The sequence below is a fragment of the Lysobacter soli genome, assembly GCF_003382285.1.
GTDB classification, from domain to species: Bacteria; Pseudomonadota; Gammaproteobacteria; order Xanthomonadales; family Xanthomonadaceae; genus Lysobacter_J; species Lysobacter_J soli.
In genome coordinates this window covers 180,045-198,118 of sequence record NZ_QTJR01000005.1, presented here as the reverse complement: position 1 = coordinate 198,118, position 18,074 = coordinate 180,045, and the positions used below count along the sequence as shown (strand labels likewise).

At 69.4% G+C, this 18,074-nt stretch carries 17 protein-coding genes; 5 read left to right on the top strand and 12 right to left on the bottom strand.

What is annotated here, in order from left to right; all coding sequences use genetic code 11:
- Positions 1 to 42 precede the first annotated feature (42 nt).
- From DX912_RS09495 to nirK, 3 genes are read right to left on the bottom strand one after another with little or no spacing between them, the layout of a single operon-like run.
- Positions 43 to 642 carry an SCO family protein gene (locus DX912_RS09495; RefSeq protein WP_115842261.1) on the bottom strand — a complete coding sequence of 200 codons (600 nt, stop codon included), beginning with the start codon at positions 640 to 642 and terminating at the stop codon, positions 43 to 45.
- Positions 639 to 1,427 carry a formylglycine-generating enzyme family protein gene (locus DX912_RS09490; protein WP_115842260.1) on the bottom strand — a complete coding sequence of 263 codons (789 nt, stop codon included), beginning with the start codon at positions 1,425 to 1,427 and terminating at the stop codon, positions 639 to 641. The genes DX912_RS09495 and DX912_RS09490 overlap by 4 nt, the downstream gene beginning before the upstream one ends.
- A gap of 37 nt (positions 1,428 to 1,464) precedes the next feature.
- Positions 1,465 to 2,532: a copper-containing nitrite reductase gene (gene nirK, locus DX912_RS09485; protein WP_115842259.1), complete on the bottom strand. Its 1,068-nt coding sequence runs from the start codon at positions 2,530 to 2,532 to the stop codon at positions 1,465 to 1,467.
- A 227-nt stretch (positions 2,533 to 2,759) separates the two neighbouring features.
- Between nirK and DX912_RS09480 the strand changes: the two genes are divergently transcribed.
- The 5 genes from DX912_RS09480 (at position 2,760) to DX912_RS09460 (ending at position 8,656) form a co-directional block, all read left to right on the top strand.
- A complete protein-coding gene (locus DX912_RS09480) occupies positions 2,760 to 4,844 on the top strand; it encodes a TonB-dependent copper receptor (protein WP_115842258.1) in 2,085 nt (694 codons plus the stop codon).
- Positions 4,845 to 4,936: 92 nt separating this feature from the next.
- Positions 4,937 to 5,200 carry a hypothetical protein gene (locus DX912_RS09475; protein ID WP_115842257.1) on the top strand — a complete coding sequence of 88 codons (264 nt, stop codon included), beginning with the start codon at positions 4,937 to 4,939 and terminating at the stop codon, positions 5,198 to 5,200.
- Positions 5,201 to 5,216: 16 nt separating this feature from the next.
- Positions 5,217 to 6,728, top strand: coding sequence for a UbiD family decarboxylase (locus DX912_RS09470; protein WP_115842256.1), 1,512 nt, complete (start codon positions 5,217 to 5,219; stop codon positions 6,726 to 6,728).
- 35 nt (positions 6,729 to 6,763) lie between these two features.
- Positions 6,764 to 7,762, top strand: a complete 999-nt coding sequence (gene ubiU, locus DX912_RS09465) for a ubiquinone anaerobic biosynthesis protein UbiU (protein WP_115842255.1) — start codon at positions 6,764 to 6,766, stop codon at positions 7,760 to 7,762.
- Between the two features lie 12 nt (positions 7,763 to 7,774).
- Positions 7,775 to 8,656: a U32 family peptidase gene (locus tag DX912_RS09460; protein ID WP_115842254.1), complete on the top strand. Its 882-nt coding sequence runs from the start codon at positions 7,775 to 7,777 to the stop codon at positions 8,654 to 8,656.
- 6 nt (positions 8,657 to 8,662) lie between these two features.
- Here the strand turns inward: DX912_RS09460 and DX912_RS09455 are convergent, their stop codons facing one another.
- From DX912_RS09455 to DX912_RS09420, 9 genes are all read right to left on the bottom strand, one after another.
- Positions 8,663 to 10,096, bottom strand: a complete 1,434-nt coding sequence (locus tag DX912_RS09455; protein ID WP_115842253.1) for an L-aspartate oxidase — start codon at positions 10,094 to 10,096, stop codon at positions 8,663 to 8,665.
- Positions 10,093 to 11,115 carry a quinolinate synthase NadA gene (gene nadA, locus DX912_RS09450; protein ID WP_484502524.1) on the bottom strand — a complete coding sequence of 341 codons (1,023 nt, stop codon included), beginning with the start codon at positions 11,113 to 11,115 and terminating at the stop codon, positions 10,093 to 10,095. The genes DX912_RS09455 and nadA overlap by 4 nt, the downstream gene beginning before the upstream one ends.
- On the bottom strand, positions 11,112 to 11,933 hold the full coding sequence (gene ubiT / locus DX912_RS09445) for a ubiquinone anaerobic biosynthesis accessory factor UbiT (RefSeq protein ID WP_115842251.1): 822 nt from the start codon (positions 11,931 to 11,933) through the stop codon (positions 11,112 to 11,114). Before ubiT ends, nadA begins: the two co-directional genes overlap by 4 nt.
- Positions 11,934 to 12,000: 67 nt before the next feature.
- Positions 12,001 to 13,260, bottom strand: coding sequence for a hypothetical protein (locus DX912_RS09440; RefSeq protein ID WP_147298612.1), 1,260 nt, complete (start codon positions 13,258 to 13,260; stop codon positions 12,001 to 12,003).
- Positions 13,257 to 13,514, bottom strand: coding sequence for a DUF2249 domain-containing protein (locus tag DX912_RS09435; RefSeq protein WP_115842249.1), 258 nt, complete (start codon positions 13,512 to 13,514; stop codon positions 13,257 to 13,259). Before DX912_RS09435 ends, DX912_RS09440 begins: the two co-directional genes overlap by 4 nt.
- Positions 13,515 to 13,517: 3 nt before the next feature.
- Positions 13,518 to 13,649: a hypothetical protein gene (locus tag DX912_RS18700; RefSeq protein WP_267896511.1), complete on the bottom strand. Its 132-nt coding sequence runs from the start codon at positions 13,647 to 13,649 to the stop codon at positions 13,518 to 13,520.
- A gap of 9 nt (positions 13,650 to 13,658) precedes the next feature.
- Positions 13,659 to 14,054, bottom strand: coding sequence for a SirB2 family protein (locus tag DX912_RS09430; RefSeq protein WP_115842248.1), 396 nt, complete (start codon positions 14,052 to 14,054; stop codon positions 13,659 to 13,661).
- A gap of 10 nt (positions 14,055 to 14,064) precedes the next feature.
- Positions 14,065 to 15,294, bottom strand: coding sequence for an NnrS family protein (locus DX912_RS09425; RefSeq protein WP_115842247.1), 1,230 nt, complete (start codon positions 15,292 to 15,294; stop codon positions 14,065 to 14,067).
- A 315-nt stretch (positions 15,295 to 15,609) separates the two neighbouring features.
- Positions 15,610 to 17,883 (bottom strand): nitric-oxide reductase large subunit, encoded by a 2,274-nt coding sequence (locus tag DX912_RS09420; protein ID WP_115842246.1) that lies wholly within the window; start codon positions 17,881 to 17,883, stop codon positions 15,610 to 15,612.
- Positions 17,884 to 18,074 lie beyond the last annotated feature (191 nt).

The window sequence follows — 18,074 nt, the reverse complement described above, 5'->3', positions numbered from 1 at the left end:
GTGACTCCTGAGTGGAACGTGTGGTTGGAAAAACGTGAAGGTTCAACGCGCGGCCGCCGTCGCGCCGGACAGGTGCTTGCGCACCGTCGCGACGAACCGCGCATCGGGTTGCAGGCCGGTCACCTCGCTGCGCGCGACGATGCGGCCGTCGCGGTCGAGCAGGATCAGGACGCTGGTGTGGTTGAAGGTGCCGTCGGGCTGCGCGCGATAGCGGATGTTCAGCGCCGCGGCGAGCGTGCGGACGTCGGCGTCGTCGGGACGCAGCAGGCGCCAGTGGTCGGCGTCGAGGCGGTGCGCCTGCGCCACCTCCTGCAACGCCGCGGGCGTGTCGCGCGCCGGGTCGATGCTGATGACGGCGAAGTGGAGCGCGTCGCGTTGCGTCGGTTCCAGCCGCGTCTGCAGCGCCTTGCCGCTGGCGATGATCAGCGGGCACATCAGGTGGCAGTTGGCGTAGAACATCGACACGATCGTCGGTCTTCCGCGCAGGGCGTTCCATTCGAGCGGACGTCCCTGCTGGTCCACGGCATGCGCCTGGACCTGGTAGACCGAGTCGCCGGGAAGCGGCGCGTCGTTCGCCATCGCGGGCAGGCTCATGGCGAGCGCCAGCACGACGACGTGGAGCGGTTTGATCAGTCGTTTCATGGTGAACTCCGTGCACAACGGAAGCCCAAGTTGCCGAGCGTGCTGCGCGGTTCCATCGCCGACAGCAGCGCGACGCGCTTGAGGATGGCGTAGTCGTCGCGATTGGCGAACGACAGGCCGGTGGCACCGCAGAACTGCAGGCGATCGCCGTCGTCCGAGCCGCGCTTGTCGGCATCGCCCAGCAACGTCGCGTAGTCGCCGACCCACTCCCACGCCGCGCCGTGCACGCCGTGCACGCCGTAGGCGTTGGCGATGGCGCCAGGGCGTGCGTCCATCGCCCGCGGCGTGCCGTCGTCGAAGGTGCGTGCGCGCCAGGCGGAATCGCTGCGTGCATCGCGTCGGGCGTCGTCGGCGGCGGCCACGTACTCCCACTCGCTCCAGTCGGGAAGTCGCGCGTGGATCGACTTGCAATACGCATCGGCGGCGAACCAACTGACGTGCGTGACGGGGGCGTTCGCGTCGACGCCATCGCCGGCGCGGTCGGCATCGACCCAGTTCGCGAGGTATGCCGAATCGGCGAGCAGCGTCGGCGCGTTGCCGCGCTTCCACTGCGGGTGCGCCTGCACGAACCGTTCGAACTCGCGCACCGTGACCGCACGCGCCGAGAGTTCGAATGTCGCAATCCGCCGCGCTCCGTCGTCGCCTTCGTAGCGAACGGTGGAGCGGATCTCGCCGGCGGGAATCGCGACGAACGCGACGGGCTCCGCCGCTGGCGCTGCTGGCGCGGGAGCCGCCAGCAGCGCGCCTTCGAGCAGGGCAGCCGCGATGATGGACGTGGCGAACATGGCGACTGCCCTCCTCCCGACCGGACCGCGTCCGGCCTCAGTGACCGGCCTTCGCCGGCGCCGCGTATTCGGCTTCGGACTGCTGGCCGCTGTAGATCGACGGGTTCTTCTCGCCGTCCACCTTGAGGATGCCCAGCGTGCCCTTGTGGAACGTGCGGAAGATGCTGTGGTCCACCAGCACGAAGTTGCCCGGCACGTCGGCCTTGAACTCGACGATCACCGAACCGCCGGCGGGCACGAGCGTGGTCTGCACGTTCTCCTGGTACTTCGAACCGCCCTCGGTGTAGACCTTGTCGAAGATCTCGCCGATCACGTGGAAGCTGGACACCAGGTTCGGGCCACCGTTGCCGACGTACATGCGGATGGTCTCGCCCGCCTTCGCCGTCAACGCGTTGTCGCCGGTCAGCGCGCCTTCCGAACCGTTGAACACCACGTAGGTCGGATGCTCGTCGATGGCCTTTTCCAGGCTGAAGGGCTGCAGGCCCGGATCGCCGTGCTTGCCTTCGGTGTAGAAGTCGCCCTGCATCACGTAGAACTCCTTGTCCACCTTCGGCAGGCCCTCCGGCGGCTCGACCAGGATCAGGCCGTACATGCCGTTGGCGATGTGCATGCCCACCGGCGGCATGGCGCAGTGGTAGACGTACAGGCCGGGATTGAGCGCCTTGAAGGTGAACTTCGTCTTGTGGCCCGGCAGCGTGAACGTCGCCTCGGCGCCGCCGCCCTGCCCGCTCACCGCATGCAGGTCGATGTTGTGCGGCATGTGCGAGTCGTGCGCGTTCTTGAGCGTGAACTCCACCGTGTCGCCCTGGCGTACGCGGATGAAGCTACCCGGCACGCTGCCGCCGAAGGTCCAGAAGTTGTAGGTCACGCCATCGGCCAAGCGCATGTCCTTCTCGATGACTTCCAGGTCCACGACGACCTTCGCCGGCTTGTTGCGGTTGGTCGGCGGCGGCACCAGCGGCGGTGCGGTCAGCACGGCCTGGATGGTGTCGAGCTGCGGGGCGTCGTTGTGGTTGGCGGCCAGCGCCGTCGGTGCGCCGATGCCGAGCGCGCATACCAGTGCGTAATGCAGCAGCACCTTCCCCTTTTGCGTTGCACGAATCATGGGTTGCTTGCCTTGCGAATGGCCTTTCGGCCGTTGCGTGCACATTGCGCTACGCCACCGCACGGTCGCCTTGATGTAAGTCAAGCCGCACCTGTCCCTGTTCATCGGCTTTCGCGCCATTTGATCCGGATCATTTTCGGAGCCTTGCCGCGCGCGGAGACTTCGCTGCAACAGGCGACCCGGCGCGGGTCGCCGGCGAATTCCCCGAAACGATCCCGGTGACTCCCATGATCCGCCTTCCCGCGTTCCGCCCTCGCGATCGCATCCCCGCCGCACGTCCGCTGTGCGTCGCCCTGTCGCTGCTGATCGCGGGCACCTGCGCGGCGGCCGACGGCGCGGCGCACCACGACGGCGTGGTCACGCTCGACACGCTGGTCGTGACCGACGTGACGCCCACGCTCGCGATGACCTTCGTCACCGACACCAAGCTGCCGCGCCAGCCGGTGCCCGCGAGCGACGGCGCCGACTACCTCAAGACGGTGCCGGGGTTCTCGCTGATCCGCAGCGGCGGCACCAATGGCGACCCCGTGCTTCGCGGCATGTTCGGTTCGCGCCTGAACCTGATGACCGACGGCGGCCACATGCAGGGCGCGTGCCCGGCGCGCATGGACAACTCGTTGTCGTACGTGTCGCCGGAAACCTACGACCGCCTGGAAGTCGTCAAGGGGCCGCAGACCGTGCTGTGGGGCCCGGGCGCCTCGGCCGGCACGGTGCGGTTCGAACGCGACATCCCCTTCTTCGATGCGCCCGGCATGCAGCTCAACGCGAGTGCTACCTTCGGCAGCTTCGGACGCGACGACCAGGTGGTCGATACCGCGTTCGGCAACGCCAGCGCGTATGCGCGCGTCACCGCGAACCGCTCGCAGTCCGACGACTACGACGACGGTGACGGCAACGTCGTGCCGTCGGCGTGGAAGAAGTGGAACGCCGACGTCGCCTTCGGCTGGACGCCCGATGCCGATTCGCTGGTCGAAGCAAGCGCCGGCCGCGGCGACGGCGAGGCGCGCTACGCGGGCCGCGGCATGGACGGCTCGCAGTTCGAACGCACCAGTTACGGCCTGCGCGCGGAACGCCGCAATTTCGACGGCGCCTTCGACAAGGTCGAAGCGCGGCTGTACTACAACGACGTCGACCACGTCATGGACAACTACACGCTGCGCGAGCCCGACGCCGGCAGCAGCATGCCGATGCCGATGGCGAGCAACGTCGCGCAACGCACGCAGGGCGGGCGCCTCGCGTTCGCGTGGAGCACCGACGGATGGAACCTCGACGCCGGCCTGGACGCGCGCGACAACCGCCATCGCAAGCGCAACGCGACGGGCCGCGATGCGTACCTCGCGCAGCCGTGGACGACCGACGCGCGTTCGGACAACGTCGGCGTGTTCGCCGAACTGGGCTGGAACCTCGCGCCGCGGCAGCGGCTCGTCGGCGGGCTTCGCATCGATCGCGCGTCCGTGCAGGACGAACGCGCCACGATCGGCAGCATGATGCCGCGGCCGAATCCGACGCAGGGCACGACGCGCCGCGAGACGTTGCCCTCGGGCCTAGTGCGCTGGGAAATCCAGCCGGAAGGTTCGGCGGCGATGTGGCACCTCGGCCTCGGCCACGTCCAGCGCATGCCCGACTACTGGGAGCTGTTCTCCCCGACGCTGGGGCCGGCCGGTTCGGTCAACGCCTTCGCCGGCATCGAACCCGAGCGCACCACGCAGCTGGACATCGGCATGCACTACCGCGAGGGCCGCTGGGACGCGTGGGCGTCGCTGTACGCCGGACGCATCCAGGACTACATCCTGTTCGAATATTCCGAAGGGATGATGGGCGCGACCACGCGCGCCACCAACGTCGATGCGCGCACGCACGGCGGCGAAGTCGGCGTCGAGTTCCGCCCGACCGGTGCATGGAAGCTCGGCGGCAGCCTCGCCTACGCGTGGGGCGAGGTCGACCACGTCGGCGCGATGCCGCAGACGCCGCCGCTGGAAGCACGCCTCAACGCGGCCTACGACAACAAGCGCTGGTCGGTCGGCGCCCTGCTCCGCGTGGCGGCCTCGCAGGATCGCATGAGCCCCGGTTACGGCAACGTCGTCGGCCAGGACCTCGCGCCGACGCCGGGCTTCGCGGTGTTCTCGCTCAACGGCGGCTACCGCTTCACGCAGACGCTGCAGCTCGCCGCCGGCATCGACAACGTGTTCGACCGCACCTACGCCGAGCACCTCAACCTCGCCGGCAACAGCGCCTTCGGCTACCCCGCCGATCCGGTGCGCATCAACGAGCCCGGCCGCAGCGCGTGGGTGAAGCTCAACTACAAGTTCTGAGCGCGTCAAGTGCATCGCCCTTGACTTCGGTCAAGGGCAGGCACGCAGGTCGGGCCCTAGCCTGAGAACCCGACCTGCAGAGAACCCCGACGATGATCGCCGTGCACAACCCGCAACCGCTCACCGAGCGCGAAGGGCAACTCACCCGCGCACTGCGCGAATTCGACCCCGATGCCGAAGTCCGCATCGGGGACGACGGCGGGCAACTGAGCGTATCGACCATCCTGGACGAGCTGGAAGTCATCGCGATCCTCGGCGGCCTGGGCGTGGATGCGGCGCCAAGGCGCGCGTCGCTGGACGATCGCGACGATCCGCATTCCAGCGGCGGTTGCTGCGGCGGCTGCGGTTGCGGCTGATCGCCGCGGCACGCCGATGAGCTTCCACGACCTGCGCCAGTTCCTGGAACGCCTGCGCGCACGCGGGCAACTGCTCGAGATCGATGCGCCCATCGACCCGGAACTGGAAAGCACCGCGCTGAGCCTGCGTGCCCTGCGCGCGCACGGTCCGGCGCTGCTGATGCACAACGCCACCGGCTCGACGCATGCGCTGCTGGGCAACCTGTTCGGGCACCGCTCGCGCATCGAACTGGCGATGGGCGACCGTCCGGTCGCGTCGCTGCGCGAACTCGGCGAACTGCTCGCGGCGATCAAGGAACCGCGCTGGCCGTCGAGCCTGCGCGGCGCGCTCGCCACGTGGCCGGAACTGGCGCAGCTGGCGCACGTCGCGCCGAAACGCGAGCACGATGCTCCTTTCAACGAAGAGGTGCTCGAAGGCGCCGACATCGACCTGCGGCGCCTGCCCATCCAGCGCTGCTGGCCGGAGGACGTGGATCGCCTGATCACATTCGGCCTGGTGATCACGCGCGGCACGCGGCAGGCGCGGCAGAACGTGGCGATCTACCGGCAGCAGCCGATCGCGCGCAACCGCGTGATCATGCGCTGGCTCGCGCACCGCGGCGGCGCGCAGGATCATGCGAGCTGGCAGGCAATGCATCCGGATCGCCCCTTCCCGGTGCTGGTGGCGATCGGCGCCGACCCCGCGACGATGCTCGCCGCGGTCGCACCGGTGCCGGACACGCTTTCCGAATACGAATTCGCCGGCCTGCTGCGCGGCGCACGCACGCGCCTGTGGCACAGCGATCTGACCGGGCTGGACGCGCCCGCCGGTGCGGAAATCCTGCTGGAAGGCTTCATCCACCCCGGCGATACCGCGCTGGAAGGCCCCTTCGGCGACCACACCGGCTACTACAATGTGCAGGCGCCGTTCCCCGTGCTGACGGTGGAACGCATGCGGCTGCGGCGCAACGCGATCTATCACGGCAGCTACATGGGGCGCGCGCCGTTCGACGAACCCTCGGTGCTGTCGATGGCGCTGAACGATATCTTCGTGCCGATCCTGCGGCGCGTGTTCCCGGAGATCGTCGACTTCTACCTGCCGCCGGAAGCCTGCTCGTACCGCGTCGCGGTGGTCAGCATCCGCAAGCGGTACGCGGGCCACGCGCGGCGCGTGATGCTCGGCGTGTGGTCGTACCTGCGCCAGTTCACGTACACCAAGTTCGTGATCGTGACCGACGAGGACATCGACGTGCGCGACTGGGGCGCGGTGATCTGGGCGATCTCCACGCGCGTGGACCCGGCGCGCGACAGCGTGCTCATCGAGAACACGCCGATCGACTACCTGGATTTCGCCAGCCCGAGCTCGGGCCTGGGTTCCAAACTCGGGCTGGACGCCACGCGCAAGTGGGCCGGCGAAAGCGATCGCGAATGGGGCCGGCCGATCACGCTGGATCCGCGCGTGGAGCGCCGCGTCGATGCGATCTGGGAGCGGATCGGCCGCGCACGCAGCGACGAGGGCGATTACGGAGGCGATGCGGCGCTGTCGTGACGCGCCGCTTCCCTCTTTCCGCTACTGGAGTTCCCATGCAACTCGTCTGCCCCGCCGGCAACCTGCCGGCGTTGCGCGCGGCCATCGATGCCGGCGCCGATGCGGTCTATCTCGGCTTCCGCGACCAGACCAACGCCCGCGCATTTCCCGGCCTGAACTTCAGCGACGCGGAAATCCGCCAGGGCACCGCGTATGCGCGGGCACGCGGGCGCAGCGTCTACGTCGCCCTGAACACCTATCCCGACAGCGCACACCTGTCGCACTGGCATCGCGCGGTGGACACCGCGGCGGAGCTGGGCGTGGACGCGATCATCGCCGCCGAAATGGCGGTGCTCGACTACGCATGCCGCAACCATCCTGCGCTGCCCCGGCACCTGTCGGTGCAGGGCTCGGCGACGACCGCGCCGGCGCTGCGCTATGCGTACGAACGCTTCGGCATCGCGCGCGCGGTGCTGCCGCGCGTGCTGTCCGTACAGCAGGTCGAACGCCTCTGCCAAACCGCGCCGGTCCCGCTGGAAGTGTTCGCGTTCGGCAGCCTGTGCATCATGGTCGAAGGCCGCTGCCAGCTGTCCAGCTACGTCACCGGTGCCTCGCCGAACCGCCACGGCGTGTGTTCACCGGCGAAGTTCGTGCGATGGGAAGACCACGCCGGCGGCACGCGCAGCGTGCGGCTCAACGACGTGCTGATCGACCGCTTCGAACCGGAGGAACCGGCCGCGTACCCGACCGTCTGCAAGGGGCGCTATGGCGTCGGCGGCGAGGTCTTCCACGCGCTGGAAGAACCCACCAGCCTCAACACGCTCCAACTCATCCCGCGCCTCGCGCAGGCCGGCGTCGCGGCGCTGAAGATCGAAGGCCGCCAGCGCGGCGCGGCGTACGTCGACGCCGTCACGCGCACCTGGCGCGCGGCGCTGGATCGCCACCGCAACGCGCCGGCCGACTGGAGGCCACAGGCGCAGTGGCAATCCACGTTGTCCTCCCACGCCGAAGGTCACCAGACCACGCTTGGCCCCTACCACCGCGCGTGGCACTGAGGTGCGATCGACATGCAACTGACCTTGGGCCCGCTGCAGTATTTCTGGCCGCGCAAACGCACGCTAGCCTTCTATCGCGAAGCCGCGCACTGGCCGCTGCACACGATCTACCTGGGCGAAACCGTCTGCAGCAAGCGGCGCGAGCTGCGCACACGCGACTGGATCGCGCTCGCGGAGGAACTCGCCGCGGCCGATCGCCAGGTCGTGCTGTCGTCGCTGGCGTTGATCGAGGCCGAGTCGGAACTCGGCGCGCTGCAACGACTGGTCGATCACGGCCGTTTCTGGATCGAAGCGAACGACCTGTCCGCCGTGCAGCTGTGCCGCGAACGCGGCGTGCCCTTCGTCGCCGGGCCCAGCCTCAACGTCTACAACCACGCGGCGCTGGCGATGCTGATGCGCGACGGCCTGCGCCGCTGGGTGCCCGGCGTCGAACAGGGGCGCGTGCTCATCGACGAACTGCTGTGCGCGCTCGATGCCGAGGGCGTGGCGCGGCCGCAGGTGGAGGTCGTCGCGTGGGGCCGCCTGCCGCTGTCGTACTCGGCGCGCTGCTTCACCGCGCGTGCGCTGGACGTGGGCAAGGACCAGTGCGGCTTCCGCTGCATCGAACATCCGGACGGCCTGCCACTGTCCACGCGCGAAGGCCGGCCGTTCCTGCGCATCAACGGCATCCAGGTGCAGGGCGAGGAAGTCACCGACCTCAGCCCGGAACTGCCCGCCTTGCGCGATCTGCGCGTGGACCTGCTGCGGCTGTATCCGCAGGCCGACGGCATGCAGGCGGTGATCGAACATTTCGTCGAAGCGCTCGCTGCGCAAACGCCGGTCGCGCCGATCGGGCAGCGTAATGGCTACTGGCATGGCGAACCGGGAATGAGCGGCGTGGCCGCGCGCGCCTGACCCGCCTCAGGCGTCCGCGCGCCAGTGCGCGCCAAGGCTCGCCGGCCGCAGCAGCGCGGCCTGCAGCACCGCGTGCGCCACGCGCGCCTGCCAGCCCGACGCCGCCATCGCCTTCATCTCGCGCACGGCGGCGGACAACGCCGCGCGCGTGCGCACCGGGCCCGCGGCGTCCCAGAGGCGGCGTCGCAATGCGGCGAGCGCGCCCGCTTCCAGGCCGTCGCCCAGTGCCACGGCGCGGAACGCATCGCGCGACGTGCGGCTCGGCGCCAGCCGCAAGTGCGCGCCGAGCCACCGCCCGCACACGACCGCCTCCAGCAGCGAATTGCTCGCGAGCCGGTTCGCGCCGTGCAGCCCGTTGCAGGTTACTTCGCCGACGGCATGGAGATTCGGCAGCGATGTGCGCCCGAGTGGATCGGTCGCGATGCCGCCCATGTGGAAATGCGCGGCGGCGGTGATCGGGATCGGCTGCGTGTACGGGTCCACGCCCCGCGCGCGGCAGGTCTCGACGACGGTCGGAAACGCCCGTTCCCAGCCGCTGCGAAGCCCCGTCGCATCGACCCACACCGGCCCGTCGCGGCGCGCATCCCACACGCGGCGCGACACCACGTCGCGCGGTGCCAGGTCGCCAAGAGGATGGTGCCCGCGCATCAGCGAACGACTGCGGTGATCGATCAACCTCGCGCCGGCGCCGCGCAGCGCTTCGGTGATCAGCGGCAGCCGCGCCCCGTCGCCATCGCCAACGCCGTCGAACGCGGTGGGATGGAACTGCACGAATTCCAGGTCGCGCGTGCGCGCGCCGGCCGCCATCGCGAGCGCCAGGCCGGAACCGCTGGTCGTGCCGGTATTCGTAGTGCGCTGGAACAGCGCGCCCAGCCCGCCAGTCGCTAGCACGACCGCGCCCGCTTCGATCGTCTCCACGCGCCCATCGGCGCTGCGTACCTGCACGCCGGCGACGTTGCGCCCACGCAGCAGCAGCCCGTCGACCTGCACGCCGGTGCGCCATTCCACGTGCCCGGCGCGCACGGCGCGGCCCTGCAGTGCGGCGACGACGCGCTCGCCGGTGCGATCGCCGCCGGCATGGACAATGCGGTGCGCGCCGTGCCCGCCCTCGCGCCCGAGCTGCAGCCCGCGATCGTCGCGATCGAACGCCACCCCCATGATCTGCAGCCACGCGACGGCATCCGGCGCGGCACCGAGGACGGACCACGCGAGGGCTTCGTCGTTGTGGAATGCGCCGGCCTGCAAGGTGTCGGCGACGTGCGCACGCACGCTGTCGCCGGCCGCCAGCGCGGCCGCGATGCCGCCCTGCGCGAGCCGGCTGCTGCCCGCCTCGCCGGGGTCGAGCAGGATCACCTCGCGCGGCGCCGCCGACAGCGCGACGCTCAGGCCCGCGACGCCAGCGCCGACCACGACGACGGGCGGCGACGCGGGCCGCGTCACACGCGCTCCGCCCGGCCGATGTCGAGCATGCGTTGCAGCGCCCGGCGCGCACGGGCGGCCACGTCGGGCGGCACCGTCACCTCGTGCCGCAGTTCCTTCAGGCACGCGTGGATGTTCGGCAGCGTGATGCGCTTCATGTGCGGGCACAGATTGCACGGCTTGATGAACTCGACGTCGGGAAAGCGCACGCGCAGGTTGTCGGCCATCGAGCACTCGGTGATCAGCGCCACGCGCTGCGGCCGAGCCTTCTCCAGCCATGCACCCATCGCCGTGGTGGAACCGACGAAATCGGCTTCCGCCTGCACGTCCGGCGGGCACTCGGGATGCGCGACGAGCGCCGCGTCGAAGCGTTCGCGCGCGTGCCGCGCCTGCTGCACGGTGAAGGTCTCGTGCACCTCGCAGCGGCCATCCCACAGCACCAGCTCGACGTCGTCCACCTGCGAGGCGACGTGCGCGCCGAGGAAGCGGTCCGGCAGGAAGATCACCTTGTCCGCGCCCATCGCGCGCACCACCTGCACGGCGTTGGCCGAGGTGCAGCACGCGTCGGATTCGGCCTTCACGGCGGCGGACGTGTTGACGTAGGTGACCACCGGCGCGCCCGGATGCCGCGCACGCAGCGCACGCACGTCGTCAGCGGTGATCGACGCCGCGAGCGAGCAGCCGGCTTCTTGGTCGGGAATCAGCACCGTGCGATGCGGCGCGAGGATTTTCGCCGTTTCGGCCATGAAATGGACGCCGCACAGCACGATGGTGTCGGCGTCGCAAGTCGCCGCGGCCTGCGCGAGAGCCAGCGAATCGCCGGTGACGTCGGCCACGCCATGGAAGATTTCCGGCGACTGGTAGCTGTGCGCCATGATCACCGCGCCGCGCGATTTCTTCAGGCGCGCGATCGCATCCACCCACGGCAGGTGCGTCGTCACCTCGATGCACGGCATCAGCGGCGTGAGGGTTTCGACCAGCGCCGCATGGCGCGTTTCGAGGTCGGGATGCCAGTACGGCATCGCGTCGGACGCGTTCACGATGCGGCTCCTGTCGCGTGGTGCGCCGCACGGGCGTCGCGAAGCGTGCGCGCGATGCGATTCAGCGGGATGCGGACCGCGAGCGGCAGCGTGTCCCACGGCAGGCGGTCGAGCAGGTTGCGCACGGTCAGCCCGAGCTCCACGTCGCCGGTGAGCTTCAACCGGCGCTGGAAGAACAGCGTGTCCGCGTCTTCCTGCCGGCTGCTGAGCAGCAGCAGGTCGGTCGCGGTGCCGTGTACGACGGCTTCGGCGGGCTCGCCCGCGCGATGCAGGCGGCCGTCGCGCAGTTCCAGGACCCAGCGCAGATGCAGGTCGGTCACCTCGATGCCGAGTCGCCGATGCGCGACGACGGAGAGATCGTCGGCATCGAGCGAATCGGCCACGGCCCTGGACAGCACGCGTACGGCGATCGCGTCGCGCACGGACGCCGGCACCAGCGACAGCGGCAGTCGCCAGTAACGCGGCGGCGGCAGGAGCCGCAGCGGCGAACGCGGCGCGCGTTCGGGTTCTGTCGTCGCGCCCTCATTGGCCTGCTGCTGGCAGGCGTCGCCGACGAGCGTTTGCATCAGGTGATCCGCTGACGCGGGCGGAAGATTGAGCCGGCCGGCGAGCCGACGCGCGCGTTCGTGCACCTGCGCTTCGCGCACGATGTCGCGAACCGGGACGTGGAGCGCGCGTTTGGCCGGCGCCACCGCGGCCACAAGCCGCCGGCGCGCGGCGAGGAGCACGATCATCGCGTCGTCGACGCGGTCGATGCCGATGCGTGCGCCGTGCAGCGCGAAGCGCGCCACGTGCGGCGCCGAGGCGATGCGAATCATGTGGCCCCTTCCCGTGTGATCGACGGCAGATGCTAGGGACGCACGCGTCCCGCGCCATTGACGCAGGTCAAGCCGGTGCGCTTCCCGGCGTCTTTCGCTCGCGTCGCACGCGGAGTCCGCAACGAACCAGCGCCATCGCCGTGGCGAACCATGCCGATGCGTACGCGAATCCGGCGGCGGCGTGCCCCTCATGCAGCGTCATCGCCAGCAGCACGGCCACGGCCGACACCACGTGTGCAGCGCACACGACGCGCTTGTCGCCCTCGGGCATCAACCTGCCGACGCCGGGAACCTGGCGTCCGCGCGGCACCACGCCGCGCAGGTGGATCCAGGCGAGGAAGCCGACGATCTCCAGCATCATGCCGACGACGACGGCCGGGAACCCGATCGCCAGCACGAGCGTCCCGACGAGCATCGCGCGATCGATGTCCGGAGGAAGCGGCAAGGTCAGGCAGGCGGCCGCAACGAGCAGCGCCGACATGCCGAGCGTCCAGAACCTCGCGAGCGTCGGATTGCGCCGCAGCCGCGTCCGCGCCTGCAACCACAGCGATGCGCCGGCGAACGCGCCGGTCGTGATCGTGATGGTCCCGATGAGCACGTCACCACCGCCGCGGGCGCGCTGCCACGCACCGGCGATCAGGCCGAGTGCGACCGCGCACGCCCACGCCGGCAACCACCATGGCGCCGGGCTGCGCGTGCCCTGCAACATCGGCAGCGTGACCGCGCCTATCGCCGCGATCAGCACGAGGACCGCGCCGACGGTGCCGACCGACGCGTGCACATCGACGAGTGCGGCGAGATCGTACGGCAAGCGCCCGGCAAGCGTGAGCAGCGCGACCACGCCAAGCATCGCCGTGACCGCAAGCGCGCACATCGACATGCCGATGCCGCCGCGCAGCCAGCGCGCACCTGCGCCGCGCCACAACGCAAGGCACGCCATCCCGGCAAACCCGACCAGCGGAACGCCGAGCAGCGCGGCTGCCAGCGGCAACAGCGAGGTCGCCATCGTCGTCATGGCGAAGGCGAACACCGCCAAGCCCACGTTGAAACCCCCATGCAGCACGGGCACCGCGGGCGCCCAGCTAAGGCGGCTCCGTGCCGCGACCGGCAGGAATTGCGTGAGCGCGCCGAGCATCGCGTTGCCGATCACGCCGAGCACCAGCAGATGCACGAGCGCGATCGTCGCGGGCGTCCAGCGCGACGCCAGGGCCGTGTCGCCATGCCACGCGATCCAGCCTCCGGCGACGATGCCCCACAGGACGGAGGCGATCAGGAAACGCAGCGGCACGTTCGCGGGCGGGGCCTCGGAGATGGCCAGTCCGCTCACGTGCCGCCGCAACCCCTGCCCTGTTCGTCGCACGCCGCGTGGGCGATGCGCACGCGGAAACCGTCATCGATCGCCACGACCTGCGTGTCGAAACCGTCCGCCTGCAGGATCGCCAGCAATGGCGATGGATACAGCGGCGTCAGCGCGTCGAGGCAGTCGCCGGGCGCCAGCGTCTCGACGGCCGCGAGGATGCGTTCCATCGGTTCCGGCGGCGCCAGGTGGCGCAGGTCGAGCGTGGCGGTCGCTTCGCGCATGCATCAATCCGGCAATGTGTCGTCGGTGTCGAAGTGCGCGGCCGGCTCAAGCGATACGCCGGCGGCTTCCAGCGATTCGGCGACCAGTGCGAACCCCTCGGACGCCGGATCGAAATGTTCGAGCGTGTTGCCCATGGCGGTTCCTCATGTCCACAAATACAGCGCGCCCAGCGGATGGTGCGCACGCGCGATCGCATAGATCTGCGCGTACGTCAGCAACGCCAGGACGAACATCGCGATGCGCATACCGGAGCGCCGCGACCGCATCGCGAGGATGCCGAGCACGACGTAGGCGACCACCAACGCCACCTTCACCAGCAGCCAGCCGTTGGCGAACAACGCGCCCGGCAGGATGGTCAGCAGCATCATCGCGGCGGTGAGCAGCACGGTGTCGATGGTGTAGCTGAGGTAGCGCACTGGCGCGGCCATCGGCCAGCGCATGCCCGCCAGCGCGGAGGAGCCGCGCAGGAAGAACAGCGCGCCGCTGCACGCGATCGCCGCGATGTGCACCAGCTTGATCTGCGGATAGAACTCGATCATCGGAACGTCCTCAACCCGGCTTGCCGTCGGCGCGCGGCGCTAGGTAGATGCGGCCCAGCCGCGCAACCCACGGCACGAAGGCCACGAGCCAGCCGATCGCCGCCGCGACGTGCCAGGCGTAGGCGTCGGGCGCGAGTTCGGCGACGACGCGCATCGTCGCCACCCCCTGTACCGCGACGAAGGCGAACCACGCCACCGGCGGCATCACCAGCGGCCGGCCCGAGTGTCCCTGCGTCACGCGCGTGACCATCGCCACCAGCAGGCTGCCGAAGAAGCCGATGAACAGCGCATGCGCCGGCGCGCGCCCGAGCTGGAACACGCCCGTCGTTGCGTACAGCACGCTCTGCGCCGAGTACAGCGCGAAGGTGATCGGCAGCCATGCGGTGCCGATGAACAGCACCGCCAGCAGCCCCGGCATGCGGCCGCGCGGCCACCAGCGCCACAGCGCGAAGGCGCTCGCGCCCAGCAGCGGGACGTCAGCGAGCCACAGCCACGCGTACGCGTGCGTGAGTTCCAGCGCGAGGTGCGCCAGCAGCAGCGCCCATACGATCGCCAACCACCCCATCGGGCGCCACGGCTTGTAGCCCGGCACCGCGTTGCCGGCGAAGAACGGGAACATCCGGTGCGCGACGGTCACGTACACCGGCAGCAACAGGCCGACGGTGCCAAGCTTGATGCTCGCCATCGCCCACATTGGCGAGGCGCCGAGCACGAACGCGACGAACGACAGCAGCCCGATGCAGCCCAGCAGCAGCGCGGCGAAGCACGACCGCGCATGCCACGTCGTGCCCTTTTCCCTCGTGAGTTGCGTACCCAGGATCGCCACGCCGGCGGTCCAGCCCGCCGCGGCCATCAACAGCCCGACGAAGAAGCCGACCTCCCACCCGCACGCGCCGACGAGGATCGCCAGTTGCCCGCCCATCAACCCCGCCCCAACGGGCAGGTAATGCCATCGCGACAGGTCCGGCAGCCCCATCCAGCGCGGAAACGTGGTGAGCAGGAAGCCGAAGATGAAACTCGGCAGCACCAGGTACTGCATCACGAACGCGTGCAGCCAGCCGGCCGGAACCGGCGGCGGCGTCATGGCGAAGGCACCGGGCCATCGCGCGGACACCAGCCACAGCGCCCACCAGAGCATCGCCAGCAGTACGTTGCCCGCGCCAATGAAAAACATCAGCCGGTGCGGCGCATGCGCGAGCCGGCGGGGAGACAGCGAGATGTCGGCGGTTTTCTGGAGCATGGGGGGAGTGTCGGCGTGGCGATCCGTCTCCGCCTTGACGCAGATCAGGCGGATGCATCATCGGAGGAACCGTCGTCCCGGCGAAGGCCGGGATCCGGGCTGTCACGTGTTCCGAGCCTCGTTGCCATTCCAGCGAAAGCTGGAAAGCCACCTGCTCCTGGGCGCGCGAAAAGCAACAGCGCGGTTTGGCGATGCAACGGCAGGTCGGCGCTATCCCTCCGTTGCCCCTCACCCCAACTCCCCCGGCGGGAGAGGTCCCATAAAAAAAAGCCCGGCCGAACCCGGCCGGGCGGAAGCGATGAAACCCTTCGCGGGTCAGGCCCGGACCGGCTCCGCCGCAGTAGCCGCCACTCGCCGCGGCGCCACCCAGAGGCGGAAGACGAACCAGGCCAGCGCGAGGGCGCCGACGCTGAAGATCGTGTCCGCCGGAACGCGCATCCACACCAGCAGGTCGACAATCGGCTGCTGCATGAACTCCGCGGAGCGCGCGTACCAGTAGCCGTGCTTCAGCGCGGCGTTGAGCTGCAGGATGCCCAGCGGGAGCAGCGTGAAGGCGGCCATGCCGCTCAGGCCGATGTTCAGGGCCCAGAAGCTGGTGCGCAGCACCTTTTCGTTCCACTCGACCTCGGGTTTCAAGCCGCGCAGGCAGAACAGCATCAGGCCGATGCCGAGCATGCCGTACACGCCGAACAGCGCGGTGTGGCCGTGCGTCGCGGTGAGGTTCAGGCCCTGCATGTAGTACAGCGACAGCGGCGGGTTGATCAGGAAACCGAACAGGCCGGCGCCCACCAGGTTCCAGAACGCCACCGCGATGAAGAACATGATCGGCCAGCGGTAACGCTGCATCCACGGCGTCGCCTTGCCCATCTTGTAGCTGTGGTAGGCCTCGAAGCCGACGTACGCCAGCGGCACCACTTCCAGCGCGGAGAAGCTCGCACCCAGCGCGATGACCGCCGTCGGCGTGCCGGTGAAGTACAGATGGTGCAGCGTGCCGAGCACGCCACCGGCCATGAAGACGATGGTCGCGAACAGCACCGCGATGGTCGCCGTCTTCACCTGCAGCAGGCCCAGGCGCGTGAACAGGAAGGACATCACCGCGACCGCGAAGACCTCGAAGAAGCCTTCCACCCACAGGTGCACGACCCACCAGCGCCAGTACTCGACCATTGACAGCGAGGTGTGCTCGCCCCACATCAGGCCGGCCGCGTAGAACAGGCCGATGGCGACGGTGGACAGGAACAGCAGCACCACGATCGAACGCGACTCGCCGCCATTGCGGATCGCCGGCCACAGCGAGCGGCCTACCAGCGTCAGCCACAGGCCGAGGCCGATGAAGAGGAACCACTGCCAGAAACGGCCCAGGTCGACGTATTCCCAGCCCTGGTGGCCGAACCAGAAATTGCGTTCCAGGCCGAGCTTCTGCATCACGGCGAGCCACTGTCCGGCGAATGCGCCGACCACGATGACCAGCAGGCACACCCACAGCAGGTTGACGCCCAGGCGCTGGAATTTCGGCTCATGGCCCGAAATCGCCGGCCCGATGTACAGGCCCATGCCGAGCCACGCGGTGGCGATCCACAACACCGCCAGCTGCGTGTGCCAGGTGCGCGTGAGTGCGTACGGCAGCACGTCGGCGAGCGCAAAGCCGTAGGCCTGCTGGCCTTCGACCTGGTAGTGCGCGGTGATCGCGCCCAGCAGGATCTGCGTGAGGAACAGCGCGATCACTACCCAAAAGTACTTGGCGGTGGCCTTCATCGACGGCGTGACCTTGATCGACGCAAGCGGGTCGGTCTTGGGCAGGCTCGGCGCGATCTCCTCGCCGTGGTTCACCGCGTAGTGCCAGCCCAGCAGCGCAATGCCTGCGATCAGGAACAGTACGCTGAACACCGTCCACACGAACGCGCCGGTGGTGGGCTTGTTGCCGACCAGCTCGTCCGCCGGCCAGTTCGCCGTGTAGGTGATGTCCGAACCCGGGCGCTGCGTCACCGCCGCCCACGAGGTCCACCAGTAGAACGCGGTCAGCTTGCGGCGATGCTCGGCTTGGGGAACCGTGTCGTTGCGCATCGCATAGGCTTCACGCAGTTCCGCGGTCGCCGGATCGTTGCCGAACAGGCTGGTGTAGTGCTGCGCCACGTTCGCGATCGCGGCGACGCGGTCGGCATCCAGGCGGATCGTACCGCTGCCTTCCTCGTACGTATTGGGCCGCATCAACGCCTGCACGCGCGCCTGGTACGAAGCGCGCACGTCGGCCGGCAGCTTCTTGTAGCTGTCGACGCCCGCCTCGCGCTTCGCCCAGACGTCCATGACGGCCTCGGCTTCGCGATGCAGCCAGTCGGCGCTCCAGTCCGGCGCGACGTAGCCCCCATGGCCCCAGATGGAGCCCAGCTGCTGGCCACCGATCGACTGCCACACCTGGCGGCCGGTTTCGATGTCGCCGCGGGTGAAGATCAACTCGTCACGCGGCCCGAGCACCCGCTCGGGCATCGGTGGCGACTGTCGGTGGATTTCGCTGCCGACCCATAGCAGGACGGCGAACGAAGCGATGAGCAGGGTCGCCAGCCCCACCCACAACTTTCGGGTCGAATTCATGTCAGCACTCCGTTGAAAACGAAGGCATGTTCGGCCCGCGATGCCTGCGCACGACATGACGCAGGTCAAGTGCAATGCGAATGTTTTGCAGTCGGCGGAGATCGGAGCGGGACGGGCGCTCTTGTAGCCCGGGCGAGCCGGAGGCCGTACCCCGGGGCCACGCCGCATCGACTGGAAACCTTGACGGCCCC